We start from the raw sequence: 26,393 nt of genomic DNA, 5'->3' as shown, positions 1-26,393 counted from the left end.
CCCGGACGGTTTCTGTCAATTAGCGGCAGCGATATTTGTCGCGGTCGATCTCGCGGCCGAGGAGCGCACCGGCGCCTGCGCCGAGAACCACGCCGAGCAGCTTGTCGCCCCGGCCAGCGATTTCGTGACCGGCAAGGCCGCCGACCGCGGCACCGATCAGCAGGCCAGTGGTGCCATTGTCCTTCTTGCAGTAATATCGGCCGTCGTTACCGCGCCAGATCCGCGTGTTGGCGCCGACGCGCTGGTCGCGGCTCGCATAATAGCGACGGTCGTGATGCTTGCGCTTGTAAAAGTCAGCGGTGATTTCGCTCTTGTGCAAGACCTGCGCCGGAACGGCGCTTGCCATGCCGGCATAGGCGGGGGCGGTCGCTACGACACTGGCGGCCGCAATTGCGCCCATCATGCCTTTGGTAAGAATAGCCATATCCTGTCCTTTCCTGGTTCGCGCCTCGACCGTTCAGGAACGAGCGCTTCGCCCGAAACAACGAGAAGGGTCCGCACAGCGTTGCATGAACCTTCGGCAACAAGACGAAATGAGTGCTGTCATCGACGAACCGAAAGGCACTTGTCCGCCGTCCGGCGGCGTGCGAAACATTGGAAATGCTGAACATTGCTTCGATTTTCATCGGTCTGGTCGCGCTGATTCTCGCGATCCCCGCGTTCATTCCGTTTCTGGGCTGGGCGAACTGGGTCATCATCCCGATCGCCGTGGTCGGGCTCGCGCTTGGTGCGATGTCGAGCCGCACGAGCGGGCGCAATCTGAACATCGTCGTGATCGTCGTCGGCGTCGTCCGGCTGATGCTCGGCGGCGGTCTGCTCTAAGCGCGCATAGAATGTCAGCGCCCGCCGCTCCGTCGGAGAGCCAGCAGAACGGCTTGCCCTTCGCGCTCGCCGCCTATGGCATCTGGGGCTTCGTCCCGCTGTTTTTCAAGCTGCTTGCGAGCGTGCCGCCGGTCGAGGTGCTGGCGCAGCGCATCGTCTGGTCGCTGCCGCTCTGTTTCTTCATCATGGCATTCCGGCGGCAGATCGCCGACTATCTTGTCGCCTTGCGCGATTGGCGGGTGCTGCGCATGCTGTTGGCGAGCGCGCTGCTGATCGCAGTGAACTGGCTCGTCTATATCTATTCGATCTTCACCGATCATGTCCTCGCCGCCAGCCTCGGCTATTATCTCAATCCGCTCGTCAATGTGATGCTGGGAATGGTCTTCCTGGGCGAGCGCCTGTCGCGATTGCAGATGGTGGCGGTCGCGATCGCCGCCGTCGGGGTGGCGATCCTGCTCGGCGGTGCGCTCGACACGCTGTGGATCAGCCTGACGCTCGCCTTCAGTTTCGGCCTCTACGGGCTGCTGCGAAAAGTGGTGCCCGTGGGCTCGCTGCCCGGCCTCGCGATCGAAACGACGCTGCTCATGCCCTTGGCGCTCGCGGCGTCGGCCTGGTATCTGTGGATCGGCGACGGGCGCGGTTTCGGATCGGACCCGAAAATCAGCCTACTGCTGATGGCCGGGGGAATCGTCACCGCGGTGCCGCTGCTCCTCTTCGCCACCGCCGCGCGGCGGATGAGCTATGCAGCGCTCGGCTTCGTCCAGTATCTGGCGCCGACACTGCAATTCCTGCTCAGCCTGTTCGTCTTCGCCGAACCGCTGAAGCCCGTGCAACTGGCGTGCTTCTTGCTGATCTGGATCAGCATTGCGGTGTTCAGTTTCGACATGTGGCGCAAAATGCGCGCCGACAGGATGGTCGAGATCGCCTAGGGCCTATGAGATCGCCTAGGGTTTAGACGATCCGCCAGCCGAGCGTTTCTCCGGCATGGAACGGCACCACATCGCCGATCCGGTCGGGAACCACGGTCGCGCCGCGTTCGAGCGTGATCGTGCCCTGATTGAGCGGCAGGCCATAGAAGCGCGGGCCATGTTCGCTCGCAAAACCCTCGAACCGGTCGAGCGCGCCGTCTTCGTCGAACGCCGCGATATAGCTTTCGAGCGCGAAGGGGGCGTTGAAAATGCCGGCACAGCCGCACGGCGCTTCCTTGGTATGCACCGCGTGCGGCGCGCTGTCGGTGCCGAGGAAGAATTTGGGCGAGCCCGAGGTCGCGGCGGCGCGCACCGCGAGCCGGTGATGCTCGCGCTTGGCGACGGGCAGGCAATAGGCGTGCGGACGGATGCCGCCGACCAGCATCGCGTTGCGGTTGATGTGAAGATGCTGCGGCGTAATCGTCGCGGCGACATTGGCGGGCGCATCGGCGACGAACTGCGCCGCCTCCGCCGTCGTGATATGTTCGAACACGATCTTGAGTTCGGGCAGCCGCGCGACGAGCGGTGCGAGCGTGCGATCGATGAATACCGCCTCGCGGTCGAAGATATCGACGTCATGGTCGGTGACTTCGCCGTGGATCAGGAGCGGCATGCCGATATCGGCCATGCGTTCGAGCACGCCCATGATGTTCGCGACATCGGTCACGCCGTGGGCGCTGCCCGTCGTTGCATGCGCGGGGTAGAGCTTGGCGGCGGTGAACACGCCCTCGGCGTGGCCGCGCGCCATTTCCTCCGCATCGGTGCCATCGGTCAGATAGGCGACGATCAGCGGGGTAAAATCGAGCGCCGCGGGGATCGCTGCGACGATCCGCTCGCGATAGGCGCGGCCCTCGGCCACGGTCGTCACCGGCGGCGACAGATTGGGCATGACAATCGCCCGCGCGAATTGGCGTGCGGTATAGGGCGTGACATGCGCCAGCATCGCGCCATCGCGCAGATGGACGTGCCAGTCGTCGGGGCGGCGTATGGTCAGGCGATCGGTCATGGCGGGCCCTCGGGCAAATCGTGGCTTGGCTTTGGCTGCCCCGTCCCTAAATTATCGGCATGGCCAATACCACCCTCAACGACCGCGCGCTGATCCGATTGTCGGGCGATGATGTCCGCGGCTTTCTGCAAGGCCTTGTCACCAATGATGTGTCGGGCAATCTGCCGGTCTGGGCGGCGCTGCTGACCGCACAGGGCAAGGCGCTGTTCGATTTTCTGATCTGGGCCGACGAGGCGGATGTGCTGATCGATTGCGAGGCGGCGGCAGCGGACGATCTGACCCGGCGCCTGACGCTCTATCGCCTGCGCCGCGCGATTACGATCGAGCGCGAGGAGGTTTTGCGGGTTCACTGGGCGCCCGAGGGCGATCTTGGCGTCGTCGACCCGCGGCTTGCCGAATTGGGGCAGCGCTGGCTCGCTCCCGCCGAGGAAGGCGGCGCGGCGGGCGTCGAGGCGGCATGGCGCGCGTACCGCCTGGCGCTCGGCGTCACCGAAGGGCGGGCCGAACTCGGCGACGGCACGACGCTGTGGCTCGAATGCAATGCCGCCGAATTGAACGGCGTCAGCTTTTCCAAGGGCTGCTACGTCGGACAGGAAAATACCGCGCGGATGAACTGGCGGCAGAAGGTCAATCGTCGACTCATAGTCGTGCCGATCGCCGAAGCCGACGAAAAGCGTCAGGTCATCGCCTATCCCGAACTCGGCTGGTCGGTGGAGCATCGGCGCGTCGAGGGCATTGATCCGGCGAAAGCACCCGCCTGGATGCACAGCGCCCTTCTTTCGCCCGGTTCATGACCGGTGCAGCGCGGGCGGGGTAGAGGGGAATGATGATCGCACCGCTCGCCCTGCTTGCTCCCGCCGCGCTGGCCGCCGCCGGTCCGGCCTCCTGCCCGGACGATCATGCGCGCACGATGACGCTGGCCGAAGCCGCTGCGGCGGAGCCGGGGCTTTGCGTGCAGCTCGAGGCCATCGCGTGGAACGGCCGCCTCTACGCCGATGTGGGCGCCATCTATGCCGGGGTGTCGATCGCCTATCGCGGCGACGTACCGGGCCGCCCTATGCGCGGCGGGCCCGCGCGGATGGTCTTCGACCCGGCCTCGCGCGAATTTGTCGATGCGGGAAATTCCGGTGCGCCGCGTGCGTCGATGCCCCAATGGCTGCACCTGACCGCGCTGACGGCGCGCTGCACGGGCGTGCAATGCGCGGCCGAAGCGGCGCCGACGCTCGACATCGTGGGGGCGGACAGGGTTCGTGACCGGCCGGTGGAACGGCGACTGCGCGCCGACGTCGCGCCGGCTGCATGGAAGCTTCGCCCGCTTGCTGCGGATTCGCCGTGGGCGGCGCGCTTTGCCGCGGCGGCCGATGCGCTGTTTCCCGCGTTGCGCTCGGGCGATCCGAAGCAATGGGTGCCGTTGCTTGGCGGGCGCTGGCTGGCCGCCGCCGACCGCGCGCGGGTCGAGCGCCTGCTCGGCGCGCAGGCAATCCCCTTTGCATCGGCGTTGCGCGCTCCGGCGAAGCTGCAGCGCGTGATTTTGGGTTGGGACGCGGCCACGCTCGATGCGGGCGAACGGGCGCTGGTCGATGCGGGACAGGAGGCCGAGGCGATCGTGTGCTGGTCCGATCGTGTCGATGCCGAACGCCTGTGGCCGATCGCCGCCTTCGATGCCGACAACCGGCCGGGACGCCCCTATGCCTGCGCGCGGATCGCCTACAGCATCCGCGGCGGGGAGCCGCAATGGCGCGCCTTCATCGATCAGGCGGAAGGCGGTCTTGCCGAACCACAAAATCGCGGCGCCATTTAACCATTCTCCAACCCCGATTTGCGAATAAACCGGGCATGGTGAGGCGTTTCATTACCCTGGTAGCCGGGATCGCGGGCATATCGATCGGCATGGCGAGCATCGCCGGCCGGCAGGTCGCCGATGTGCCCGAAGCGCCTGTGGATCCTTATGCCGGCGAGAGCAACTGGACGACCGGCGCGCGCGATAAGGCCGCCGTGACTGCCAGCGACGCCGCCTCGCGGCCCAGCGAAGTCCGGATCCGGCGGGCATCCGATTCGCACTTCTATGCGGACACCCGTGTCCAGGGCAGGCAGGTTCGTATGCTGGTCGACAGCGGCGCATCGCTCGTCGCGCTGACGCGGATCGATGCCGAGGCGATCGGCATCGATGTCGACCGTCTGCCGATCGGCGGCACCGCCCAGACCGCGGGTGGCACGGTGCCGATGCGGACGGTCCTTCTCGACAGTGTCGAGGTCGACGGCATCACGATCCGCAATGTCGAGGCGGCAGTGGTCGATGCCAACATGGGGGTGTCGCTGCTCGGCCAAAGCTATCTTGCAAAGCTCGCTGCGGTGAATGTCGAAGGCGACACAATGACGCTGCGCTAGGACGCCAAGCCAGTCGCCGGGTATTCGCCGTCGGCTTAAAGTACGACGGACGCGCCATCCGAATGGCGCGCCCGTCGCCGGGAATCAGTCGAACAATTCTTCCAGGAATGACTTGCGCCGCTTGGGGTAGCCGCGGCGATAATCGTTGCCATGGCCGTAAGCTGGCGGCGGCGTGGCCTGCGGCGCTGCCGGGCGGGGCGCGGCTTCGGCAGCGCTCCGTTCGATGATCTTGTCGAGTTCGCCGCGATCGAGCCATACCCCGCGGCATTGCGGGCAATAGTCGATTTCAACGCCTTGCCGGTCGCTCATCGCGAGCGGAACCTTGCAGATGGGGCAGGGCATATTGTGGGCAGATGTCATGGTCACCTCGTGGAAAGATTTCGATCCATCGAGGATGCGCGGAGAGCGAAGGCCATGGCCGATCACGCACCGAGCACGCTCGATGCGGTCCGACATCACGATCCTGGGATCGCCAGAGGGGCCCGGCCCGCACCGGATAAATGGGGACTGTCCGGGAACCTTCAAGTCCTGACGCAGCGGCATCGGTCGCGGGCGGTTCTTCTTCAGGGCTCGCGCCTGCTTGCCATTTGCGCGGCATTTCCCCACATCTGCGAGTATGAACGCTCCCAACCCGCCGCTCAGGGCCGCCATCATCCCGGTCACCGCCTTTCAGCAGAATTGCACTCTCCTGTGGTGCACCGAAACCAACAAGGCGGCGCTCGTCGATCCCGGCGGCGACCTGCCCAAGCTGCGCGAGGCGATCCGGCAGACGGGGGTGGAGGTCGAAAAGATTCTCGTCACCCACGGTCATATGGATCATTGCGGGCAGGCGGGGGTGCTCGCCCGGGAATTGGGCGTGCCGGTCGAAGGGCCGCACGAGGACGATCGTTTCTGGATCGAGCGGCTGGGCGAGGATGGCGCGCGCTTCGGCATGACGGGCGAGGTGTTCGAGCCCGACCGCTGGCTGGTCGATGGCGATACGGTGAAGGTCGGCAATCTGACGATCGACGTCATCCATTGCCCCGGTCACACCCCCGGCCACGTTGTTTTCTATCATGGCCCCTCGAAGCTCGCGATCGTCGGCGACGTGCTATTCCAGGGGTCGATCGGCCGCACCGATTTTCCGCGCGGCGATCACCAGCAACTGATCGATTCGATCACCGGCAAGCTGTGGCCGCTCGGCGACGATACCATCTTCCTGCCCGGCCATGGTCCGCACAGCAGCTTTGCGCAGGAGCGGCGCACCAATCCCTATGTCGCCGACGGCGTTGTGGGCGGCTGAAGCGGCCGCCCCGCTTGCATCATTCTATTGCGGCTGGATGGCGACGGTTTCGGTGACTTCGGTGCTGACGAATTTCGTCGGGGTCAGATAGACCGACAGCAGCGCGGCGATCGCAAGCCCGAGCAGGGTCAGCATGGTGATAACGGTGCCCACCATGCGGCCCCACATCATGCCGTCCATGCCGACCGCGTGCAGGATGCGCCCGACGAGATAGAGCGCGCCCACCGCCCACAGCCAGATCGACGAGCCGATCCCCAGTTCGATCAGCGCAAGCAGGATCAGGACGAAGGGCGTATTCTCGACATAATTGGCCTGCGCGCGCATGCGGCGAATCAGCCTGTCGTTGCCGCCGTCGCCGATCGAGACTTTTTCCTGTCCACGCACGCGCCCGACCCGGGTCGCGAGCCAGAGATTGAGCAGGGCGGCGCCCGCGGCGATGGTCAGGCTGATCGGCAACATGAACATGAAATTCCCCCTCTTGTTATCGGCCGGCGCTCGTGCTGGCGCGACCGGGTGCAGATGTGGCACCGGCGCGCGTCCGCGGCAAGGGGCGACGGGGAAGGAGCATCCGCCCGTACTCCGACGCGCGGCGAGGGGGTTGCCTTTGCGGGCAAAAACGCTATAGCCGCGCCCGATCCGGCACCCGACACCATCAGGCGTTGAGGCACCTTCCGGCGGAAGATTATACTGCAGTTCCAAGGCAGTTATGGTTTTCGGCGCGGCGGGCGGGCCAGTCATTCCCCGGCATCGGGGGGTGACAACACCGGGTTTGCCGATTCGTATAAACATTTGAGAATGCAGGATTTAAAATGGCCGTCCCCAAGCGAAAAACCTCGCCCTCGAAGCGCGGCATGCGTCGCAGCCACGACAGCCTGAAGGTCGAGGCCTATCAGGAATGCCCGAACTGCGGCGAACTGAAGCGTCCGCACAACCTTTGCAACGCCTGCGGCCATTATAACGGCCGCGAAGTGGTTTCGGCTGGCGCCTAAGCATTAGCCGGAGGGCGTTGGTATGAGCCTTACACCGCGAATCGCGATCGATGCGATGGGCGGTGACGTCGGCGTGCGCGTGATGCTCGCCGGCGCGGCCATGGCGCGCCACCGGCACGACGGCCTGCGGTTTCTGCTCGTCGGCGACGAGCAGCAGATCAAGGCTGCGCTCGACAATCACCCCAATCTGCGCGCCGCGTCGGACATCATCCACACCGACAAGGTCGTGTCCGGCGAGGACAAGCCCAGCCAGGCGCTACGGAGCGGCCGCGGCAGCTCGATGGGGCTCGCCATCGATGCGGTGAAGCGCGGCGATGCCGGCGGCGCCGTTTCGGCGGGCAACACCGGCGCGCTGATGGCGATGTCGAAGCTGGCGCTGCGCACTATGCCCGGCATCGACCGGCCGGCGCTCGCGGCGCTGCTGCCGTCGCTCGGCGACAATGACGTCGTCATGCTCGATCTCGGCGCGAACACCGACTGCGACGCCAACAACCTCGTCCAGTTCGCGGTCATGGGCGCTGCCTATGCGCGCACCGCGATGGGGCTGGAGCGTCCGCGCGTCGCGCTGCTCAATATCGGCACCGAAGAGCTCAAGGGCACCGACGAAATTCGCGACGCCGCCGCGATCCTGCGCGATGCTACGGGGCTGCCGATGGAGTTCGCGGGTTTCATCGAGGGCGACAAGCTGTCGCGCGGCAATGTCGACGTCGTCGTCCACGACGGTTTTTCGGGCAATATCGCGCTCAAGACGATCGAAGGCACCGCGCGGTTCGTGACCGATCTGCTGCGGCGCGCCTTCACCTCGTCGGTGCGGTCGAAGATCGGTTTCCTGATCTCGCGGCCGGCGACCGAACTGCTGCGCCACCATCTCGACCCCAATAATCACAATGGCGCGGTATTCCTCGGCCTCAACGGCGTGGTACTCAAGAGCCACGGCAGCGCCGATGCAAAGGGCGTCGCGAACGCGGTGCATCTGTGCGCCGAACTCGTCGAAAAGGACATTACACGCCAGGTGACCGAGGATCTTGCCAATTTCCGCAGCGACGCCGCGGCATGACCCGGCGCGCTGTCCTCGCCGGCACCGGCTCGGCGCTCCCGCGCACCCGCGTTTCCAACGCCGAACTGGCCGAACGCGTCGATACCAGCGACGAATGGATCGTCGAACGCACCGGTATCCGCTTTCGCCATATCGCCGAACCCGATGAAACGACAGCGACGCTGGGCGCCGATGCGGCGCGCGAGGCGCTGAAGGCGGCGGGTTTGTCGCCTGCGGACATCGGCCTGCTCATTGTCGCGACCGCGACGCCCGACAACACCTTCCCCGCCACCGCCACCAAGGTCCAGGCGCTCCTCGGCGCGCCAGACTGCATCGCGTTCGACGTGGCGGCGGTCTGTTCGGGCTTTCTCTATGCCGTCTCGGTCGCCGATTCGATGCTGCGCACCGGTACGGCCGAATATGCGCTGGTGATCGGCAGCGAAACCTTCAGTCGCATCCTCGACTGGGAGGACCGCACGACCTGCGTCCTGTTTGGCGACGGTGCGGGGGCGGTGATCTTGTCGGCAAAGGACGTGGCGGACGACCAGGGCATCCTCGCGACGCGGCTGCACGCCGAGGGGCAATATTGCGACATGCTCTATGTCGATGGCGGTCCCTCGACCACCGGCACCGTTGGCCATGTCCGGATGCAGGGCCGCGAAGTGTTCCGCCATGCCGTCACCAATCTTGCCAGTGTGCTGGGCGAGGTGCTGGCCGACGTCGGGCTGAAGGCGGAGGATATCGACTGGGTCGTTCCGCATCAGGCGAACAAGCGCATCATCGACGCAACCGCGAAAAAGCTGGGCCTGCCCGCCGACCGAGTCGTGCTGACGGTCGATCAGCATGCGAATACGTCGGCGGCGTCGGTCCCGCTGGCGCTCGATCTTGCGGTACGCGACGGGCGCATCAAGCGCGGCGATCTGGTCGTGCTGGAGGCGATGGGCGGCGGCTTTACCTGGGGTGCGGCGGTCCTGCGCGTCTAGTTTTTGCAGTCCACGAACGGGCGTTCGACGCTCGTCGCATCAACTCCACGCTCCATCCGTTTAAGTTTGGCGGATTAATTCGCTTTTGTTACATATAATCCCGGGACTCGCGACGGTGGGGGCTGTCTGGGTTCCTCTTGTGCATCCGCTTCAGGAGGGGAGGGGTCAATTATGACAGCAGGAACGCTTACCCGCGCCGACATTGCCGCGCGCATCAATCAGCAAGTCGGCCTGTCGCGAAACGAATCGGCGACGATCGTCGAATCGATTCTCGCGCATATGTCGGACGCGCTGGCCGCGGGCCAGAATGTGAAGATTTCGGGCTTTGGCACCTTTGTGCTGCGCGACAAGGCCGAACGCGTCGGCCGCAATCCCAAGACGGGGATCGAGGTTCCAATCCTCCCGCGCCGGGTGATGACCTTTCGCGCCAGCCAGGCGATGCGCGCCCGCGTTGCGGGCAAATAAGCCGGTCGTATCCGATGGGCGATCACGATAGCCGCAACGGGGACGGCAAGGCGGTCGGAGCGATGCTTGCCATTGGCGAGCTCGCGGACCGCATCGGGGTGCCGACCCACGTCCTGCGCTACTGGGAAACGCGCTTTCCGCAGCTTCGGCCGCTCCAGCGGTCGGGCCGTCGGCGCTATTACCGGCCCGATGATATTGCGCTGGCGGAGCGCATCCATCACCTGCTTCACGTCAAGGGCTATACGGTCGATGGCGCCCGCAAGGCGCTGTCGTCGGAACCCGACGGCGCTGCCGCCACACCCCGCGATGTCCCGGTCGCGCGGGCGACGCACAGCGAAGCGAAGGGCATTCCGGTGGCGGCGCTGGTGGCACTGCGGGAGCGGCTGGCGGCTGCACTGCGCTGAGCCAGCCAAGCCCCATCTGAACGACCCGCGGCCCGCCTATCGGGCGTAGGCGTCGCGCAATTCGCGCTTCAGCACCTTGCCGATCGGGCTGCGCGGCAGTTCGTCGACGGTGGTGATCGCGCTCAGCCGCTGGGTCTTGCCGACCTTGGCGTTGCAATCGGCGCGCACGCTTTCCGCATCGGTGCCGGGTTTCAGCACAACGAAAGCGACGGGGGTTTCTCCCCACTCCTCGCTCGGCATGCCGACCACCGCCGCCTCGACCACGCGCTCGTCGGCAAGCAGGATCGCCTCGAGGTCGCTCGGGAAGATGTTGAACCCGCCCGAAATGATCATGTCCTTGGCGCGGTCCATCAGCGTCAGGAAACCGTCCTCGTCAAAGCGGCCGATGTCGCCATGACGATAAAAGAGATTCCCCTCCGCATCGTGCCAGTGCATCGCCTTGGTTGCATCGGGACGGTTGTTGTAGCCGGTCATCATCGCCGGGCTGCGACCGACGATTTCGCCGACCGACCCTTGCGGTAGTTCCTGCCCCTCTTCGTCGATGACCTTTGCGACATGGCCCGGTGCGGGCTTGCCGACGGTGTGCAGCTTGTCGGGGAATTGATGCGCTTCGAGAATGAAGGCCGCGCCGCCTTCGGTCATCCCATAGATTTCGACGAGGCCGCCTGGCCAACGCTTCAGCACGTCGGCCTTGAGTGCGGCGGCGAAGGGCGCCGAGGTGCAATATTTCATCACGAAGCTGGACAGATCGAAACGGTCGAAATCTTCGAGCGCCATGATGCGGCGATACTGGACGGGAACGAGCATGGTGTTCGTGGCGCGTTCGCGCTCTGCCAGTTCCAGAAACCCGCGGGCATCGAACTTCTTCATCAGCACGACCTGACCGCCCGAACCGACCGTGGGCAGAAAGCTTGCCATCGTCGTGTTCGAATAGAGGGGCGTCGACAGGATCGTCACCGCGTCAGGGCCATAGGCCGGGACACCGCGCTGGATGTGCTGCCAGCGCATCGCGTGGCTGTGGACGATCCCTTTCGGCGTTCCGGTCGTCCCCGACGAATAGATGATATTGAAGCCGTCGAGCGGATCGATCGGGACCGCTGCAGGTGTGGTGCCTGCGGGCGCCATCCATTCGACCAGCGCGACGCCGACGTCGCTGCCGTCCATCGCGATGCGATCGCTGGCTGTGACCGTCTGGCCTTCGAGGCTTGCGGACGCCGCGCTGTCGAGGAAGAGGTGGCGCGCGCCGGTATCGGCGATCATCGCTGCCATTTGCTCGCCCGTCGCGCTGTTGGTGATCAGCCCGGCGACGCCGCCGGCGCGCAGCGTGCCGAGAATGACCGCCATCTGTTCGACGCTGTTCAGGCCCGCAATCGCGGTCCGGTCGCCCTTCGCCAGCCCATCCTGCTGCAACCGCGCGGCGATTCGGTCGGCCATCTGATCCAGTTCGGACCAGCTCAATCGCCGCGCCGGGTCTGCGGCCGCTACGGCATCGGGACGTTCGGCGGCATGGGCGCGAACGAGGTCGGGCAGGGTGGCGAAAGCGCTGTCAAGCAATTCGATACTGGTCATGGCAACCGGTTAGCACAGCAGGGGGGCGGTGCAATGCCGGTGGGGCGGCGGGGCGCGACAAGAAGTTGCGTCACGGCAGGGGAGAACGAGGCATCCATCGGGGAAGGTGACAGAAGGCGACACGAAGTTGCCCGTCGCCCTCTATCATCCGGATACCGCCGCCGTCGATCGTTCGTGCAGCGAGGCTTCATAAATCATTCCTACTGAAATTCGACGGACGCCTCGCCGCGGCTGACTTTTTCAACAGTATCGGCAGATTGCTGACGTAGGAAATCCTTAGTCCTTGGTCGTCATACGGGTAGCCAATTAACAAGAGGTCTCGATGTGATGGAACTGTTAATCGACTGGATCGAACTGGTCGTGGCATTGGCGCTAGTGCTGGCAGTCGGGGTTATCTGGCTTGCTAGACCACTATTTGAACATTTTGCGGGCTCAAAAATGCAGCAAAGCAACTTCGTCGTGTTTGAGGCACACGAAGTCCATTGGAAGTGCTTGAAAAGCGACATGGATAGAGCGGGTTGGCGGTCCACCGATATTGAACCTGCAAACGGTGAAGCGAATCTGTATCGCTTTCAGAAATGCAGTCCTCTCGCAGAGAAGCTTGGCGATCTCATAAGCAAGGGAATGCCAGAAACAGCTAACCGTAAAGAAGGTGCCGACCTGCTAATCAAAGTCGCCGAACACGGAATTGCATGAGATCGAACTGAAGGTAAGGCTTGTGGCGGCTCTCCACCCCACAATTGTCAAATCCCTTAGTCGTCGTCCATCGCGGGGGACAGTGATGCGTCGAGGTCGCGGGGGCGGATGAAAGCGACGAAACGCGCGCTCTTTGTATCGAGGTCGCGCCAGTCGGCGATGTCGAGTTCGAGGCGGGCGAGTGCCGATGTCGGCAGTTTCTCCTCGACCTTGGCGCGCAGTTCGTCGTCGGGCGATTCGGGGACGAGTTCGAGGATCAGGTCCTCCAGCCCCGGATTATGGCCCGAGATCAGCAAATTCTGCGAGTCCTTGCCCATGTCGCGGATTACATCGATCAGCGTCGCAGACGAGGCAAGATAGATGCGGCGGTCCCAATCGGGTTCGATTGCATCGATTCCCGCGGCAGGTTGAAACAGATCGAGCGTTTCAGTCACGCGCACCGCGGGCGAGGCGATGATGCGGTCGATCGCCATCGCGTGCCGCCGTGCATATTGGCCGACGAGTTCGGCGCCGCGACGGCCGCGCGCGTTGATCGGGCGGTCGAAGTCGCGTTCGACGGTCGCGTCCCAGCCCGATTTCGCATGACGCAGGATAGTCAAAGTCTTCAAAATCTCTCCCCGCGCCGCTGCGCCAGCCCCTAAGCCCAATAGCCTTGCTGCGCTGCCTTCTGCCGGAAACTCATGACGGTGAAAAGGCAGCAAACGCTCTTTTTCGCTGTTCGCCGTTCGCCGCCGCAACATGGTTCACAACCTCGTCGAGTGGCAGGCGGCGGACGGGCGTCCCGGCGGGAAAGGCGCTGAGCAGCCGCGACGGGAAACTGGGCGACAGCATGACGAACTGTCCGAAATCGTCGGCGCGGCGGATCAGGCGGCCGAACGCCTGCCCGATGCGGGCCCGGATGACGCCGTCGTCATAGGCGCCGCCGCCCTGCGCCGCGCGCCGCGCCGCGTGAAGGATCGTCGGGCGTGGCCATGGCACCCCTTCCATGATCACCAGCCGAAGCGATTCACCGGGCACGTCGACTCCGTCGCGCAGCGCGTCGGTGCCGAGCAGCGAGGCGTGCGGATCGGCGCGGAAAATGTCGACGAGGGTGCCGGTGTCGAGCGGGTCGACATGCTGGGCGTAGAGCGGCAGCCCGGCGCGCGCGAGGCGGTCGGCGATGCGGGCGTGGACGATGCGCAGCCGGCGGATCGCGCTGAACAGGCCGAGCGCGCCGCCACCCGATGCTTCAATCAGGCGGCTGTAGGCGCCGGCAAGGGCGGGAAGATCGCCGCGCGCGATGTCGGTGACGATCAGCACCTCGGCCTGCCGCGCATAGTCGAACGGGCTCGGGACCGCGAAATGGCGGACGCCGCCGTCGATGTGCCGTGCGCCGGTGCGGATATCCGCGTCAGTCCAGCCGCTTCCTGCATCGCCGGTCGCCTGCGCGCCGCTGCGCAACGTCGCCGAGGTGACGAGCACGCCCTGCGCCGGCGCGTAGACGATATCGGCGACGGGGCGCGCCGGATCGAGCCAGTGGCGGTGCAGGCCGATATCATATTCGCGCCCGTCGAAGCGGTCGACCGCCAGCCAGTCGACAAAGTCGGGATCGGCCGGGCCGCCGACGCGCCCGAGCAGCGACAGCCACGCGCCGAGCGTGTCGATGCGCGTGCCGAGGCTGGCGCGGGCGCCGTCGACGCGGGCGCGGGCCTGTCCGTCGAGCCAGTCGGGCGGATCATCGACCAACGCGTCGAGCCGCTTGCCGAGCGTCATCAGCGGCCGCAGCAGCGCCTCGATCGCATCGCTCGCGTCGGCGGCAGCCGCCACCAGATCGGGGCCGGGATCGGCAAGTTCGGTTTCAAGGCCATAGCCGCTGTCGGCATTTTTCGGATCGGTGCCGCGTGCATAGACTTGCCCGCGTGCGGCGACGAGCAGCCGCTCGATCGCGCCCCAGGGGTCGTTCTCGGCAATGCGCGCGAGCCACCCGTCGCCGGGAAGCTGGCCCGCGGCCTCGATCGCCGCGTGAATCGCCTTGTCGCCAGCCTCGTCATAGCTTGCGACATCGGCCAGCCGCGCCGCGAGACCGCGGCGGCGGCCGCGCGACTTGCCCTCCGGCCCCAACACCCAGCGGCGGATCTCGATCGCTTCCTGCCCGGTGAGCGCAGCGGCGAACATACTGTCGGCGGCATCCCACAGATGGTGGCCTTCGTCGAAGATCAGCCGCGTTGCGGGGGCGCCGCCGTCGCGGGGCCGGGCGGCCTGCACCATCGTCAGCGCATGGTTCGCAATGACGATGTCGGCCTGCGCTGCCGCGCGGGTCGAGCGTTCGATGAAGCATTTGCGGAAATACGGGCAGCCCGCATAGATGCACTCGCCGCGCCGATCGGTCAGCGCGGTCGTGCCGTTGCGGCGGAACAGCGCGGGCAGCCAGCCGGGCAGATCGCCGCCAACCATGTCGCCGTCGCGCGTATACGCGGCCCAGCGCGCGACGAGCTGCGCCAGAACGGCCGCGCGGCCCGAAAAGCCGCCTTGCAGCGCATCCTCGAGATTGAGCAGGCAGAGATAATTTTCACGTCCCTTGCGCACCACCACCTTTTCGCGGTGCGTGCGTGCATCGGGATACAACCGCTCGGTCTCGCGCGCGAGCTGGCGTTGCAGCGCCTTGGTATAGGTCGACACGCAGACGCTGCCGCCCGACTGATCGATCCATTGCTTGGCGGGGGAGAGATAGCCCAGCGTCTTGCCGATCCCCGTGCCCGCCTCGGCGACCAGCATCTGCGGTCGATCGCGGCGTTCGCGCGGTTCGAAGATCGCGGTGGCGGCGCGGGCATAGTCGCGCTGTCCCGCACGGCGTTCGGCGCCATCGCCGGTGAGCCGGTCGAGCCGGGCGGTCACATCGTCGGGATTGACCGTTACCTGGCGCGGCTGCGGGCGCGGGGCAGCTTCCTCCCATTCGGGCAGCCGCGCGAACAGCCAGCGCTCGCTGCGTTCGGGCGCGCCGATGCGGGGCTGCAGAAGCGGCGCCCACGGCCAGCGCTGGCGCGACAGCGCCTGCAGGCCGTGCCACGCGCCCTCGCGCTCGGGCCACGCGGCATCGCCCGCGCGATCGAGCATCGCTGCGGCGGCGCGCGGCAGGAACGCCGCAACATCGGCTTCGCTAGCGGGCGGGGCGATGTCCATCGCGGCGGCGATGCCCGCCGGCGTCGGCACCGCAAAGCGCGCGGGAAACAGGAAGGCGAAGAGTTCGAGCAGATCGAGCCCCGACAGCTCGGGATAGCCGAGCCGGTCGCCTGTCAGCGTCGCGCCGAGCAGGACATGCGGAGTTGCGGCGACCGCCGCGATCGCTTCGCCGCGTCCGACGCGCTGGACGCGGCCCGAGGCGTCGGCGATCCAGATGCCGACATGGCTCGCGTGGATTGCGGGGAGGGAGAGCGGATCGGGCGCCATTGCCCCACGCTAGGCACAAAAGGCGAACGCGGCAAGGCGGGCAATCAATGTGACACGCTTTCGGGTTGCAGCGGCGTGAAAAACGACCATCGTTCGGCGGGCGATTGATGAGAGGGGCGACACAATGGGTGAAGAGGCTGCGATCGGCGCGGTGGTCGACGAAATGTATGCGATGATTTCGGGCCCGAAGGGGCCGCGCGACTGGTCGCGCCAGGATAATTGCTTCCATCCCGATGCGCGTCAGATACGAACGGGCGTTGATGCTGATGGCCGCGCGATATTTCGTAGTATGGGCCTCGCCGACTATGCTCGCGATACGACGCCCTTCTTTGCCGAGAATGATTTCTTTGAGCTCGAAATTGCGCGGCGGATCGACGTACTCGGCAACATGGCGCACGTATGGAGCGCTTATGAAGCGCGTTCGGCGCTCGACGACCCCCTGCCCGAGAGGCGCGGCATCAATTCGATCCAGCTATTCAAAGATCCCGAACGCGGGTGGCGTATCATGGCGATGATCTGGGACAATGAGCGCGACGGCGTTACCATCGCGCCCTTCTGATCGCTCAGCTCAGCCCGCGCCGTCCGAAACCTGCGCTGCGGTTGGACAGAAATATCTGCGCAGGATGCGCGCTGGCGGCGCCGCGCGCGCGTTCGAGTGCGTTGAACAGCGGTCCGTGCGACAGCTCGTAGGGAAAGCGCACGCCCATGCGGTCGAATTCGGACCACATGACGATCGCATAGACGACCTGGCCCCCATAGTGGATTTCGCAGCGGGATCGCGCCGGCATGCTCGCGTCTTCGATGCGGGCGCCGCCTTCCGAAAGGTCGCAGATGCGCCCTTCGATCTGGTTGAGCACGCCGTTGACGATCACCTCGATCGTGACCGGGGTGCGCTTGTGAGCGCGGGTGATGGGAGCGTGGGGACTCGTCATGGCCCGAGGCTAGGACGGACGTGGTTAATCTGGCGTAACCATGTCTGGCGCGGTTCCTTTGCGGTGTGCGGACAATTTTGCCTTTCGATTCGGGGGCGCTTGCCGCTATGGGCGCCCGATGACCGACTTGCACCTTCATCCTTCGCTGAGCGAGCCCGCGCAAACGTCCAAGGCCTGGCCGTTCGAGGAAGCGCGCAAGCTCATCAAACGCTATCCCGACGGCAAGCCGGGCGGCGCGCCGGTGCTGTTCGAAACCGGCTATGGTCCGTCGGGCCTGCCGCACATCGGCACCTTCAACGAAGTGCTGCGCACAACGATGGTGCGGCGCGCTTATGAAACGCTGACGGGCGGCGCGCCGACGCGCCTCGTGGCGTTCAGCGACGATATGGACGGGCTGCGCAAGGTTCCCGACAATGTGCCGAACGGCGACATGCTGCGCGAGCATCTGGGTCGGCCGCTCACCGCGATTCCCGATCCTTTCGGCAAATATGAGAGTTTTGCGCATCACAACAATGCGATGCTGCGCGAATTTCTCGACCGCTTCGGCTTCGAATATGAATTCGTCAGCTCGACCGAACGCTATCGGTCGGGCGCGTTCGACGATGCTTTGAAGAATGTCCTGCGCCACAATCAGGATATTCTCGACATCATGCTGCCGACGCTGCGTGCCGAGCGCGCCGCGACCTATTCGCCGATTCTGCCGGTGAGCCCCAAGTCGGGGATCGTGCTGCAGGTGCCGGTGACGGTTGTTGATCCCGATGCGGGGCTCGTATCGTTCGAGGATGAGGGCGAGACGATCACCCACAGCATCCTGTCGGGCGGTGCCAAGCTGCAGTGGAAGGTCGACTGGGCGATGCGCTGGGTCGCGCTCGGCGTCGATTACGAGATGTATGGCAAGGATCTGACTGACAGCGGCATCCAGTCGGGCAAGATCGCCAAGGCGCTAGGCGGACGCAAGCCCGAGGGGCTGATCTACGAAATGTTCCTCGACGAAAAGGGCGAGAAGATTTCGAAGTCGAAGGGCAATGGCCTGTCGATCGAACAATGGCTGAGCTATGGCAGCGAAGAGAGCCTGGCTTTCTATGCCTATCGCGAGCCCAAGGCGGCGAAGCAGCTTCATATCGGCGTCATCCCGAAGGCGGTCGACGAATATCTGCAGATGCGCGGAAGCTATCCGGCGCAGGAACCCGACAAGAAGCTGGGTAACCCCGTGCATCACGTCCATGTCGCGCGCGGCGAAGATGTGCCCGACGCGGTGCTGCCGGTGACCTTCGGGCTGCTGCTCAACCTTGTCGCCGTGATGGGCGCCGATGCGGCGAAGGACCAAATCTGGCGCTACCTCGGTCAATATGTCGCGGGCGCCGACGCGGCGACCTGGCCCGAACTCGACCGGCTGATCGACAATGCGATGGCGTACAATCGCGACTATGTCGCCCCGACGCTGAAGCGCCGCAAGCCCGTGGGGGGCGAGGGCGCTGCGCTCAAGGAACTCGACGAGCGGCTCGCGGCGCTGCATGTCGATGCGTCGGCCGACGATATCCAGAATATCGTCTATGAGATCGGCAAGAATGAAGCCTATGGCTTTGAAAATCTGCGCGATTGGTTCAAGGCGCTTTATGAAACGCTGCTCGGGTCGAGCGCAGGTCCGCGCATGGGCAGCTTCATCGCGCTGTTCGGGATCGACAACACGCGGCGCCTGATTGCGGAAGCCTTGGCGTGATCGACATCTTCACCACCGGCGGGACGATCGACAAAGTCTATTTCGACGCGCTGTCAGAGTTCCAGATCGGCCCGGCGGCGATCCCCGACATGCTGCGAGAGAATAATGTCCATGTGCCCCACCGCGTCACCCAGTTGATGCGCAAGGATAGCCTGGAACTCACCGACGCCGACCGCGAGGCGATCCGCGCTGCGGTCGCCGCGAGCGATTCGGCACATGTTCTCGTCACGCATGGCACCGACACGATGGTCGTGACCGGCCGGGCGCTGGCGGGAATCGCGGGCAAGACGATTGTGCTGACCGGCGCGATGCAGCCCGCATCGGTGCGGGCAAGCGACGCCGAGTTCAATGTGGGCTTTGCGCTGGCGGCAGTGCAGACGCTGCCGCCCGACGTCTATGTCGCGATGAACGGCATGATCTTCGATCCCGAGACCACGGTGAAGGACCGCGCGGGCGGCCGTTTCGTCGCGGCGGGCGAATAGCCCCGGCTGTAACCTCGCGCGCGCGTCTCCGAATATAGGAGCATGGACGGACATATTGTCCCTCCATCCCGTCTTCGGAGGATAGTATGACCAACACGAAATTCGCCGCTGCCATCGCCGCTTCGGCCACCGCCCTCGCGCTCGCCGGCGCCGCTTTGGCCGCTCCGGCGCCTGCCGGCAGCTCGGGCGCCGCGGTCGGCGCCAAGGACACCGTGCATTGCTATGGCGTCAACAGCTGCAAGGGCACGGCCGACTGCAAGACCTCGGCCAACGAATGCAAGGGTCAGAATGAATGCAAGGGCCATGGTTTCAAGGCCATGGCCGCCGCCAAGTGCCTGACCGGCGGCGGCGTCATCGGCGACGTCGGCTGATGCCATTCCCTCCCGCGCGGCGCTCCGGCTCCGTGCGGGAGGGAATAATCGAGCTCGGTCATGTCTCAAGATCAGCAGATCGCGATCCCTTCGCCCGGCTTTGGTCTGGGACTGCGCCCCGCCCACTATCCCGATTTCCTGGCGCGGCGCCAACCGGTCGAGTGGCTGGAGATCATATCGGAAAATTATATGGTGCCGGGCGGACGCCCGATGGCGACGCTCGACCGGCTTCGCGCCGATTATCCGATCGTCATGCACGGTGTGTCGCTGTCGATCGGGTCCGACGAGCCGCTCGACCACATCTATCTGTCAGCGCTGAAGGCGCTCGCCGATCGGGTCGATCCGCTTTGGATTTCGGATCATCTGTGCTGGACCGGGATCAACGCGCATAACAGCCATGATCTGCTTCCGCTGCCCTATGATGCACCGACATTGCAGTGCGTCGTCGACAATATCGGCCGCGTGCAGGATTATCTGGGGCGGCGGATCCTGATCGAAAATCCGTCGAGCTATGTCAGCTTTCGCGCCTCCGATCGCAGCGAATGGGATTTTCTGGCTGAAATGGCGGAACGCGCCGATTGCCTGCTGCTGCTCGACGTCAACAACATCTACGTCAGCGCGCGTAACCATGGCTTCGATCCGCTGGACTATCTGAGCGGCTTGCCCGCCGGGCGTATCCAGCAAATCCATCTCGCGGGCCACAGCGACATGGGCGATTATGTCATCGACACGCACGATGCAGCGGTATGCGATGCGGTATGGGATCTTTACGCCCGCGCCATTGCGATGGTCGGCCCCGTCGCGACGATGATCGAACGCGATGACGACATTCCGCCGCTGGCGGCGCTGTTGTCCGAACTCGAACGGGCCCGCAAGCTGGCGCAGGCGGCGCTGGAGCCGGTCGGTGGCTGACGCACTGTACGCCATCCAGCAACGCTTTCTCGCCGCGATCATGGGCGAGGATGCGGATGCCGAAGCCCTGATTGTCGATGACGCGCGCGTCGGCGCGGCCCGCCGGATCGGCATTTATCGCAACAATTACCGCGTGAGCCTGACCGGCGTCCTCGCCGATCATTTCGAGCGGCTGCATGCCTATCTGGGCGATGCGCAATTTGGCCATATCGCCGATGCCTATGTAAAGGCGCACCCGTCGACGACCCGAAATCTGCGCTACTACGGCGCCACGCTGCCCGGCTTTATCGCGCATCATTTTCCGGAAGACGGCGAATTGGCCGAACTTGCCCGGCTGGACTGGGCCCTGCGCCACGCCTTCGACGCGCCCGACGCATCGCCGCTCGATGCCGGCGCGATCGGCGTGCTCGGCGACGGATGGATCGGGGCCGGCCTAGCGCTGCATCCCTCGGCGCGGCTGCTCACCATGCACCATAACAGCGCCGCCCTGTGGAGCGCCCTCGGCGCCGGCGAAGCCCCTCCGGCGCTCGCGGTCCTTGACCCGCCTGTCGATGTGCTGGTGTGGCGCAGCGGGCTGCAGCCGCAGTTTCGCAGCCTTGCCGGGGTTGAGGCGGCTGCGCTGGCGCGGATCGGGCGCGGCGCCAGTTTCGCGGATATCAGCGCGCATTTAGTGGACGAAGTTGGGGAGGCGACCGCGATGGAAACTCTGGCCGCGCTGCTCGCCCGGTGGCTTGCCGACGGCGTGCTGATACTGGCCGATCAGGCCGCAGGGGCAACTTGACGCAGTACCGCAGCGTAATTCGGCGCGATCGTCATCGCATCATGCTTGCCGGCGCGGCCGAGCGCGGCATGGACTTGCGGAAGGCGATAGCAGGGCACGCCCATGAAGAGGTGATGCTCGGCATGATAATTCACCCAATAGGGCGCAACCGTCGCGCGCGCGAGCCAGCCGGCGTGCGTCGTGCGCGCGTGGCTGAAGGGATCGTCGCTTCCCGTCGCGGTGCAGGCATGTTCGGCGATGTTACGGATGCGCAGATAGAGCTGAAAGGTCGTCGCCAGTCCGGCAAGCCAGAGCAGATAGGGCGTCCAGCCGTAGAGCAGTAGCGACGCCGCGAGCAGTATGGCCTGAACGAGTAGAAAGCGGCCGACGGACCGTGTGACCGTCATCGCACCGGCAAGATCGATCATGGGCGATGTTACGCCGTCGTCGGATTGCTTGTTGAACGGCGTGCCCGCCTTGGTGCTCGCGCCTCTTTTCTCCGCCCTTTCGCCGCGAAGCATCGCCTTCAATCCGACGAGCGCGAAGCGGAACTGGGCGGCGCGCTGTTTGAAAAATGTCTGTCCGGTCAGGTCGCGGTTGATCTTGCGCATCAGGCTGGCGCGGGTGGTCGGGAATGGCTCGGACAGCGCAAGGTCGGGGTCTTCGGCCTGCTGCGTATATTTGTGGTGCTGGAGATGATAGGTGCGATAGGCGATCAGATCGGACCCCACCGCCGCTCCGGTGAGCCACTGCCCCAGAAAATTGTTGATCTTGCGATCGGGGTGCAGCGCGCCGTGCGCGGCGTCGTGCATCAGGATCGCAAAGCCGAGCTGGCGTCCGCCGACAATGATGATGGCGAGCAGCCAGGCCAGCGGATTGCCGCTCCACGCCGCCAAGCCGATGGCAGCGACGCTGACGATCCAGCCGTGCGCGACGAGCCAGATACCGTACCAGGCGGAGGGCTTGGTGATCGCCGCCCACTGCTGGCGGTCGAAAAAGCGATCGGGCGGCAAGAGGCGGACGGCGGCCATGTCCCGGTGTAACCCGTTGCGAAGCGAAACCCAACCCCTTCCATTTTGGCACAGCAATGGGGTTAACGATCCACCCGCAGTAAGGATTTGGAAACCCCGTCGGCGACAGAGCGGCTGGCGGAACCAGATAGCGGGATTGGCAAACACATTGGGGGTTAGGCACAGCATCAGCCGGGGCGCAAGCGGCGGGTCATCCGACAACGAATCGCTGTTGCAGACCCCCGAATTCGTGGGGCGCATGATGCGCGTCGCGCAGCTGTGGCACTATGTGCTGATCGGCCGGACCGTGGCCTTCTTCGCTTTCGCTTTCGTCCCCGGCCTGTCGGGCTTCCTATCGCATCCGCTGCAATGGGCCACATTGGTGGCTGGACTGCTGTGCGATGTCGCGCTTACCGTGATCGGCCAATGCTCGCGCTTGCGCTGGGCGCACCGGATCGAATGGCTGCCGACGCTTGCCGCCGCCTCGCTTGCACTGGTCGGCGCAGGAACATTCTTCGTTTCCATCGGCACCTTCGCAGCACTCGCGACGCCTGACGCGCTGTCCCACCTCGATGCCTTTTCGGCAATCCGGCTTGGTACCGTCCTCGTAGCCGCGGCCGCGGCGGCGATTGTGCGTCCGGCCTTCTTTGCCTTTGCCGGCGGCACCGCGATCGGCGGCGCGGTCGGTATCGCGTCCTGGCCGTTCGGGATTGCGGGTATCATCTTCCTGGGAATGCTGGTCGTGATGATGCGCGAGGATGTCCGGCATCAGCGGCGCGCGACGCGCGTGCGACGCCAGTCGGGAAGCGAGCAGCAGCGGGCGCTTGGGCTGATGCGCGACTTCGAGCGTGCCGGACGCGGCTGGTTCTGGGAAACCGACCGCAACGGCGACCTCGTTTATATTTCGCCGACCGTCGCGGCGAAGCTCGATCGGCCGGCCGAAGATCTGCTCGGGCGCCCGTTTACCGACATGATCCGCAAGCGCGGCGGCGCCGACGAGAGCGAGGAGCGCACGCTGGGCTTCAGCCTGTCGTCGCGGACGCCGTTCAACGACCTGACGGTCCAGGCAGCGGTCGCGGGCGAGGAGCGCTGGTGGTCGATTTCAGGCCATCCGATTTCGAACGCGCTCGGCAATTTCCAGGGCTTTCGCGGCAGCGGCACCGACCTCACCGAAAAGCGCAAGTCCGAACAGCAGATCAATCAGCTCGCGCGGTACGATACGCTGACCGGCCTCGCGAACCGCCTGCACATCACCGATCTGCTCGAGCGCGCGCTCAAGAATCATCTCGGGCAGGCGCAGCCCTGCGCGCTTCTGCTGATGGACCTCGACCGGTTCAAGGCGGTCAACGACACGATGGGGCATCCGGTCGGCGACCAATTGCTGCAACAGGTCGCGGCGCGACTGACGCAGGTCGTCGGCGACAAAGGGCAGGTGGGACGACTGGGCGGCGACGAGTTCCAGATCGTGCTGCCCCAGATCACCCAGGTCGAAAAGCTCGCGGGGATCGCCAATGCGATCATCCTGAGCCTTGCCAAGCCCTTTCTGATCGAGGGCGAGCGCATCCGCATCGGATCGTCGATCGGCATCGCCATTTCGGAAAGCGACGGGATCGGCTCGTCGGCGCTGGTGCGCAACGCCGATCTTGCGCTCTATGCGGCGAAGGACGCCGGGCGCGGGGTTTATCGCTTCTATGCCGACGCGATGCATAATCAGGCAAGCGAGCGCAAGGCGATCGAAGATGCGCTGCGCGATGCGCTGGCGAAGGACGAACTGAAGCTGCTGTACCAGCCGATCGTCAATGTCTGCAGCGAACGCATCAGCGGCTTCGAGGCGCTGATCCGCTGGCAACAGGGCGGCGATGCGGTCATCAGCCCCTCTAAGTTCATTCCGATCGCCGAAGAATCGAACCTGATTGTCCCGATCGGCGAATGGATCATCCGCACCGCCTGCGCCACGATTGCGCGATTGGGGCAGGAGTATCGCGTTGCCGTCAATGTGTCGCCGCGACAGTTTGCCAATGAAAAACTGCCCGCGACGATCCTCAGCGCGGTCGCGGCCGCGGGTATTCGTCCCGATCAGCTCGAGCTGGAAATTACCGAAGGTGTCTTTCTCGACGAAAGTCCCGAGAATCTGGAGATGTTCCAACGGTTGAAGCGCACCGGGGTACGGCTAGCCCTCGACGATTTCGGCACCGGCTACTCGGCGCTCGGCTATCTGAAGAAGGCGCCGTTCGACAAGATCAAGATCGACCAGAGCTTCGTGCTCGGCGCGGCCGATCCCAGCAGCATGAATGCCGCGATCATTTCGTCGATCGTCGGATTGGCGACGGCGCTCAAGATGGAAACCACCGCCGAGGGGGTTGAAACGCACGACGATCTGGCGCTGATCCGCGGCCTCGGCTGCAGCCATGTCCAAGGCTATATCTACGGCAAGCCGATGACCGTCGAGGAAGTGCTGGCTTTGCTTGCCGACGGCAATGGCAAGGCTGTCGCGCAGGGTTACAAGAGCGCGCGCGAAGCGCGGATGCGGACCTTCCGGACGATCCAGATCGCGAGCGGCGGCTATCGCTATGAAGCGATTGTGCGCAATCTGTCGTCGCGCGGCGCGCTGATCGAAGGTTTGTGGAATGTCCCCGCAGGAACGTCGCTGCTAATCGAATTCGGCGCTGATGTGGTGATGGACGCCGAAGCGCGCTGGTCCGACGGGAACCGCGTCGGCGTCCGTTTTGCACAAATGGTCGACATCGGCGCGCTGGTCGGCGGCGCCGGGGCGAAGGAACGCCGGACAGGCGGGCGGATCGACCGCGCCGCCTGATCTCCTGTCGTCAGTCGGCGATACGCCCGCGCGCCATGACCCAGCGCACATGTTCGAGGGTCGTCACATCGCCGAGCGGATCGCCATCGACCGCGATCATGTCGGCAGACATGCCCGGTGCGATGCGGCCGATCTCGTTTTCCATCGACAGCAACCGGGCGGCGGTGGTCGTCGCGCTCGCCAACGCCTCTCGCGGGGTCAGCCCCGCCTTGACGAGCAGCGCGAACTCGCCAGCGTTGCGGCCATGTTCGAACACACCGGCGTCGGTGCCGAACGCGATCGGCACGCCCAGCGCCTTTGCCCGCGTCACGGCCTGACCCACGCGGCCGAGCGTCATGCGGACCTTTTCCTCGACAGTGGGGGTGTAGATGCCCTTGCCGAGCCGTTCGCGCACGCCCTCGAACGCCATGAGGGTCGGGACGAGATAGGTGCCCTTGGCCTTCATGACCTTGAGCGCCGCATCATCGGCGAAGGTGCCATGTTCGATGCTGTCGATCCCGGCGGCGGCGGCGGCCTCGATCCCCCGCTCGCCATGCGCATGCGCCATGACCTTGAGGCCCAGCGAATGGGCGGTATCGGCGATGCTGACGAGTTCAGCATTCGAGAAATGCGCACCGAGGCCGCGGCCCTGCTGCGACAGGACGCCACCGGTCGCGGTGATCTTGATGACATCGGCGCCGGCGCGCGATGCCTTGCGCACCTTTTCGGCGCATTCCACGGCGCCCGTGCAGGTATAGCCCTGATCGAGTATGGCGTGGACATCTTCGCGGAAGCCCGTGACGTCGCCATGGCCGCCGATGATCGACAAGGGCACACCGGCGGCTATGATCCGCGGTCCTTCGATCAACCCTTCGGCGGTACCGCGGCGCAGCGAGAAGGCGGTATATTGCCCCGACCCCGCCTCACGCACCGTGGTGAAGCCGGCGCGCAGCGTGATCGCGGCATTTTTGACGCCGACGACAACGCCCCATTCGTCGGGATCGACCGCTTCGTTGCGGAAATCACCGCCCGGATCGCCGGTCAGATGAACGTGGAGGTCGATCAGGCCGGGAAGCAGCGTCTTGTCGCCGAGATCGATGAATTCGGCACCTGCCGGAGTGGCGGCGCGGCCCGGCTCGATCGTCATGATCCGGCCATCGGTGACGGTCACGGTCGACGGGCCAAGCGCGGGCTTGTCGGGATCGGTGATGACGCGCGCGGCATAGATGAGCGTCGTCTTGGCTTCGGCGGCAACGCCGCCCAGCATGGCGGCAACCGCTGCGGCGGCGAGCAGGCTTTTCTTCAGCATGATATCTCCCCTGTCTTTCGCCTACCGTGGCGCGGCCGGAGCGCGAGGGCAAGGGGAGGGTGCATAAAA

29 protein-coding genes are annotated in these 26,393 nt (G+C 65.2%); 19 read left to right on the top strand and 10 right to left on the bottom strand.

Annotated elements, in window-relative coordinates; genetic code table 11:
- Positions 1-19: 19 nt before the first annotated feature.
- Positions 20-424, bottom strand: a complete 405-nt coding sequence (locus MU856_RS09570; RefSeq protein ID WP_263587444.1) for a glycine zipper 2TM domain-containing protein — start codon at positions 422-424, stop codon at positions 20-22.
- A 176-nt stretch (positions 425-600) separates the two neighbouring features.
- Between MU856_RS09570 and MU856_RS09565 the strand changes: the two genes are divergently transcribed.
- Complete coding sequence (locus MU856_RS09565) at positions 601-822, top strand: hypothetical protein (protein ID WP_003047722.1); 222 nt, start codon at positions 601-603, stop codon at positions 820-822.
- Between the two features lie 11 nt (positions 823-833).
- Positions 834-1,751 carry an EamA family transporter RarD gene (gene rarD, locus MU856_RS09560; protein WP_062902752.1) on the top strand — a complete coding sequence of 306 codons (918 nt, stop codon included), beginning with the start codon at positions 834-836 and terminating at the stop codon, positions 1,749-1,751.
- A 22-nt stretch (positions 1,752-1,773) separates the two neighbouring features.
- Here the strand turns inward: rarD and pyrC are convergent, their stop codons facing one another.
- Entirely contained in the window at positions 1,774-2,796 is a 1,023-nt protein-coding gene (pyrC, locus tag MU856_RS09555) for a dihydroorotase (RefSeq protein ID WP_186402300.1), read from the bottom strand.
- A gap of 59 nt (positions 2,797-2,855) precedes the next feature.
- Here pyrC and MU856_RS09550 point away from each other — a divergent pair, with 59 nt between their 5' ends.
- From MU856_RS09550 to MU856_RS09540, 3 genes are read left to right on the top strand one after another with little or no spacing between them, the layout of a single operon-like run.
- Entirely contained in the window at positions 2,856-3,590 is a 735-nt protein-coding gene (locus MU856_RS09550; protein ID WP_263587443.1) for a YgfZ/GcvT domain-containing protein, read from the top strand.
- Positions 3,591-3,619: 29 nt separating this feature from the next.
- On the top strand, positions 3,620-4,597 hold the full coding sequence (locus tag MU856_RS09545; RefSeq protein ID WP_263587442.1) for a hypothetical protein: 978 nt from the start codon (positions 3,620-3,622) through the stop codon (positions 4,595-4,597).
- 35 nt (positions 4,598-4,632) lie between these two features.
- A complete protein-coding gene (locus MU856_RS09540) occupies positions 4,633-5,184 on the top strand; it encodes a TIGR02281 family clan AA aspartic protease (RefSeq protein WP_263587441.1) in 552 nt (183 codons plus the stop codon).
- Between the two features lie 84 nt (positions 5,185-5,268).
- Here MU856_RS09540 and MU856_RS09535 read toward each other — a convergent pair whose 3' ends face one another.
- Entirely contained in the window at positions 5,269-5,544 is a 276-nt protein-coding gene (locus MU856_RS09535; RefSeq protein ID WP_062903246.1) for a zf-TFIIB domain-containing protein, read from the bottom strand.
- A gap of 256 nt (positions 5,545-5,800) precedes the next feature.
- Between MU856_RS09535 and MU856_RS09530 the strand changes: the two genes are divergently transcribed.
- Positions 5,801-6,466 carry an MBL fold metallo-hydrolase gene (locus MU856_RS09530; RefSeq protein WP_186402297.1) on the top strand — a complete coding sequence of 222 codons (666 nt, stop codon included), beginning with the start codon at positions 5,801-5,803 and terminating at the stop codon, positions 6,464-6,466.
- Between the two features lie 24 nt (positions 6,467-6,490).
- Here MU856_RS09530 and MU856_RS09525 read toward each other — a convergent pair whose 3' ends face one another.
- Entirely contained in the window at positions 6,491-6,931 is a 441-nt protein-coding gene (locus MU856_RS09525; RefSeq protein WP_186402296.1) for an MAPEG family protein, read from the bottom strand.
- A 344-nt stretch (positions 6,932-7,275) separates the two neighbouring features.
- On the opposite strand from MU856_RS09525, the gene rpmF reads away from it, so the two are divergent.
- The 5 genes from rpmF (at position 7,276) to MU856_RS09500 (ending at position 10,343) form a co-directional block, all read left to right on the top strand.
- Positions 7,276-7,455 carry a 50S ribosomal protein L32 gene (gene rpmF, locus MU856_RS09520; protein WP_003047695.1) on the top strand — a complete coding sequence of 60 codons (180 nt, stop codon included), beginning with the start codon at positions 7,276-7,278 and terminating at the stop codon, positions 7,453-7,455.
- Positions 7,456-7,477: 22 nt separating this feature from the next.
- Positions 7,478-8,512 (top strand): phosphate acyltransferase PlsX, encoded by a 1,035-nt coding sequence (gene plsX, locus MU856_RS09515; protein WP_003047692.1) that lies wholly within the window; start codon positions 7,478-7,480, stop codon positions 8,510-8,512.
- Positions 8,509-9,474 (top strand): beta-ketoacyl-ACP synthase III, encoded by a 966-nt coding sequence (locus MU856_RS09510; protein WP_263587440.1) that lies wholly within the window; start codon positions 8,509-8,511, stop codon positions 9,472-9,474. The genes plsX and MU856_RS09510 overlap by 4 nt, the downstream gene beginning before the upstream one ends.
- Positions 9,475-9,645: 171 nt before the next feature.
- A complete protein-coding gene (locus tag MU856_RS09505; RefSeq protein WP_003047685.1) occupies positions 9,646-9,939 on the top strand; it encodes an integration host factor subunit alpha in 294 nt (97 codons plus the stop codon).
- Between the two features lie 14 nt (positions 9,940-9,953).
- Complete coding sequence (locus tag MU856_RS09500) at positions 9,954-10,343, top strand: MerR family transcriptional regulator (RefSeq protein WP_186402295.1); 390 nt, start codon at positions 9,954-9,956, stop codon at positions 10,341-10,343.
- A 36-nt stretch (positions 10,344-10,379) separates the two neighbouring features.
- On the opposite strand, the gene MU856_RS09495 is transcribed toward MU856_RS09500, so the two are convergent.
- Positions 10,380-11,912 (bottom strand): class I adenylate-forming enzyme family protein, encoded by a 1,533-nt coding sequence (locus MU856_RS09495; protein ID WP_217372397.1) that lies wholly within the window; start codon positions 11,910-11,912, stop codon positions 10,380-10,382.
- A 327-nt stretch (positions 11,913-12,239) separates the two neighbouring features.
- Between MU856_RS09495 and MU856_RS09490 the strand changes: the two genes are divergently transcribed.
- On the top strand, positions 12,240-12,608 hold the full coding sequence (locus MU856_RS09490; protein WP_263587439.1) for a hypothetical protein: 369 nt from the start codon (positions 12,240-12,242) through the stop codon (positions 12,606-12,608).
- Between the two features lie 56 nt (positions 12,609-12,664).
- Here MU856_RS09490 and MU856_RS09485 read toward each other — a convergent pair whose 3' ends face one another.
- Positions 12,665-13,216: a SixA phosphatase family protein gene (locus tag MU856_RS09485; protein WP_062902740.1), complete on the bottom strand. Its 552-nt coding sequence runs from the start codon at positions 13,214-13,216 to the stop codon at positions 12,665-12,667.
- Positions 13,217-13,286: 70 nt separating this feature from the next.
- Positions 13,287-16,034 carry an ATP-dependent DNA helicase gene (locus MU856_RS09480; protein ID WP_263587438.1) on the bottom strand — a complete coding sequence of 916 codons (2,748 nt, stop codon included), beginning with the start codon at positions 16,032-16,034 and terminating at the stop codon, positions 13,287-13,289.
- A 124-nt stretch (positions 16,035-16,158) separates the two neighbouring features.
- Here MU856_RS09480 and MU856_RS09475 point away from each other — a divergent pair, with 124 nt between their 5' ends.
- Positions 16,159-16,593: a hypothetical protein gene (locus MU856_RS09475; RefSeq protein WP_062902738.1), complete on the top strand. Its 435-nt coding sequence runs from the start codon at positions 16,159-16,161 to the stop codon at positions 16,591-16,593.
- A gap of 4 nt (positions 16,594-16,597) precedes the next feature.
- Here the strand turns inward: MU856_RS09475 and MU856_RS09470 are convergent, their stop codons facing one another.
- On the bottom strand, positions 16,598-16,966 hold the full coding sequence (locus MU856_RS09470) for a PilZ domain-containing protein (protein WP_263587437.1): 369 nt from the start codon (positions 16,964-16,966) through the stop codon (positions 16,598-16,600).
- A 118-nt stretch (positions 16,967-17,084) separates the two neighbouring features.
- Here MU856_RS09470 and MU856_RS09465 point away from each other — a divergent pair, with 118 nt between their 5' ends.
- The 5 genes from MU856_RS09465 (at position 17,085) to MU856_RS09445 (ending at position 21,232) form a co-directional block, all read left to right on the top strand.
- Positions 17,085-18,686, top strand: coding sequence for a lysine--tRNA ligase (locus MU856_RS09465; RefSeq protein ID WP_263587436.1), 1,602 nt, complete (start codon positions 17,085-17,087; stop codon positions 18,684-18,686).
- Positions 18,683-19,168 (top strand): asparaginase domain-containing protein, encoded by a 486-nt coding sequence (locus MU856_RS09460; protein ID WP_263587435.1) that lies wholly within the window; start codon positions 18,683-18,685, stop codon positions 19,166-19,168. Before MU856_RS09465 ends, MU856_RS09460 begins: the two co-directional genes overlap by 4 nt.
- Before the next feature lie 86 nt (positions 19,169-19,254).
- Complete coding sequence (locus MU856_RS09455) at positions 19,255-19,539, top strand: hypothetical protein (protein ID WP_062902734.1); 285 nt, start codon at positions 19,255-19,257, stop codon at positions 19,537-19,539.
- A 60-nt stretch (positions 19,540-19,599) separates the two neighbouring features.
- On the top strand, positions 19,600-20,451 hold the full coding sequence (locus tag MU856_RS09450; protein WP_263587434.1) for a DUF692 domain-containing protein: 852 nt from the start codon (positions 19,600-19,602) through the stop codon (positions 20,449-20,451).
- Positions 20,444-21,232, top strand: a complete 789-nt coding sequence (locus MU856_RS09445) for a DNA-binding domain-containing protein (protein WP_263587433.1) — start codon at positions 20,444-20,446, stop codon at positions 21,230-21,232. Before MU856_RS09450 ends, MU856_RS09445 begins: the two co-directional genes overlap by 8 nt.
- Here the strand turns inward: MU856_RS09445 and MU856_RS09440 are convergent.
- Positions 21,211-22,242, bottom strand: a complete 1,032-nt coding sequence (locus tag MU856_RS09440; protein ID WP_263587432.1) for a fatty acid desaturase family protein — start codon at positions 22,240-22,242, stop codon at positions 21,211-21,213. The genes MU856_RS09445 and MU856_RS09440 overlap by 22 nt on opposite strands.
- Before the next feature lie 211 nt (positions 22,243-22,453).
- Between MU856_RS09440 and MU856_RS09435 the strand changes: the two genes are divergently transcribed.
- A complete protein-coding gene (locus MU856_RS09435) occupies positions 22,454-25,036 on the top strand; it encodes an EAL domain-containing protein (RefSeq protein ID WP_263587431.1) in 2,583 nt (860 codons plus the stop codon).
- Positions 25,037-25,046: 10 nt separating this feature from the next.
- On the opposite strand, the gene MU856_RS09430 is transcribed toward MU856_RS09435, so the two are convergent.
- Positions 25,047-26,324 carry a metal-dependent hydrolase family protein gene (locus tag MU856_RS09430; protein WP_186402284.1) on the bottom strand — a complete coding sequence of 426 codons (1,278 nt, stop codon included), beginning with the start codon at positions 26,322-26,324 and terminating at the stop codon, positions 25,047-25,049.
- Between the last annotated feature and the right edge of the window lie 69 nt (positions 26,325-26,393).

The organism is Sphingopyxis sp. GC21 (genome assembly GCF_025727575.1).
In the GTDB taxonomy this organism is placed as follows: Bacteria; Pseudomonadota; Alphaproteobacteria; order Sphingomonadales; family Sphingomonadaceae; genus Sphingopyxis; species Sphingopyxis terrae_A.
Note: the sequence above shows the minus strand (reverse complement) of the source record. Positions and strands in the feature narration are given on the sequence as shown.